The 1,487-nt window shown below is 40.4% G+C and carries 1 protein-coding gene; it reads left to right on the forward strand.

The features are described 5' to 3' along the window. Window positions 1–1,130 (forward strand): iron-containing alcohol dehydrogenase (locus ACFQ2O_RS21595; protein ID WP_377532971.1); only part of this gene is annotated, 1,130 nt, incomplete at its 5' end. Window positions 1,131–1,487: the final 357 nt, after the last annotated feature.

The following is a 1,487-nucleotide window of genomic DNA, read 5'->3' on the forward strand; positions in this document are numbered from 1 at the left end:
TTAAGATACTTTTCGGGAAAGGACAAATTGCTTCTATAAGCAAAGAAATACCTGCCGGTGCTCGCGTAATGGTAACCTATGGTGGCGGAAGTATAAAGAAAAACGGCGTTTATGAGCAGGTAATGCAGGCGCTGAAGGGATTTGAAGTCTTAGAGTTTAGTAATATAGAGCCTAACCCTCACTATGAAACGCTGATGCAGGCAGTTGAAATTGCGAAGCGGCAGCGCATTGATTTCTTTTTGGCAGTAGGCGGTGGTTCTGTCATCGATGGTACCAAATTCATCGTTGCTGCCATGGAATATGAAGGAGAAGATCCCTGGAATATTTTATCAAAGAAAGAACCTATCAAAAAAGCGGCACCATTTGGCACAGTTTTGACCTTGCCTGCTACAGGCTCTGAGATGAATTCTGGCGCTGTGATCACTCGTGTATCTACAAAAGAAAAATTATCGTTCGGGGGGGCTTATACTTTTCCTCAGTTTTCTGTGTTAGATCCTGAAACAACTTTTACACTGCCTGTACGACAGATTAGTAACGGCATTGTAGATGCCTTTACGCATGTGCTGGAGCAGTACCTCACGTATCCGGTTAATGCGCCACTTCAAGACCGTTTTGCTGAATCAATTCTGCTAACCCTTAAAGAAGAAGGGCCAAAAGCTATCCAAAATCCTAAGGATTATGATACAATGGCTAATTTTATGTGGTGTGCTACGATGGCATTGAATGGCGTTATTCGAACAGGAGTGCCTACAGACTGGGCTACACATTACATAGCGCATGAACTAACGGCTTTGCATGGTATAGATCATGCCCGTACACTTGCCATAGTATACCCATCCTTGCTTCGCGTTAAGAGCGATACAAAAAAAGAAAAGATGCTACAGTATGGAAGCCGCGTGTGGGGCATTAATGCTGGTACAGAAGATGAGTGTGTGGAAGCGACAATACAGGCTACTATTTCCTTCTTTGAGTCATTGGACATAAGAACCAAACTTTCAGATTACGATGTAAATCAGGCAACCATAGATCTGATTGTGCAGCGTTTTGAAGAAAGAAATGTAAAGGATCTTGGGGAGAGGGCAGATATTCAGATACCTGATGTAAGAGAGATATTAACATTAAGCCTTTAGTAGGAGATGATTTATTAGAAAGGCACTGCAGGCATATACCTGCAGTGCCTTTTGCTGTTTAATTAGGCTCACGTACCTGTTAGTAGAAATATAATTTTACTTCAATCTAAAAAAAGAAGTCGGCGTTAAAGAGGCAGGTTAATATTCGAAAACTTCTTAAAGAGTAAAGTAATGGAAGAACTAATTAGAAAAGGGAGGTGGGTAATGCTTTTGATTTTTGCCATTATTCGATAATTCAAAAACGTTTACATCTGGGGAAAAAGACACTTTAATGTAAATCCGTACTATGAAAGAGCAGCAAGAAGTTTTTAGGGTAATTCATTTCCTTTGTAATATGCTGATTTTATTCTCCAATAT

The organism is Pontibacter rugosus, from assembly GCF_042678745.1.
GTDB classification, from domain to species: Bacteria; Bacteroidota; Bacteroidia; order Cytophagales; family Hymenobacteraceae; genus Pontibacter; species Pontibacter rugosus.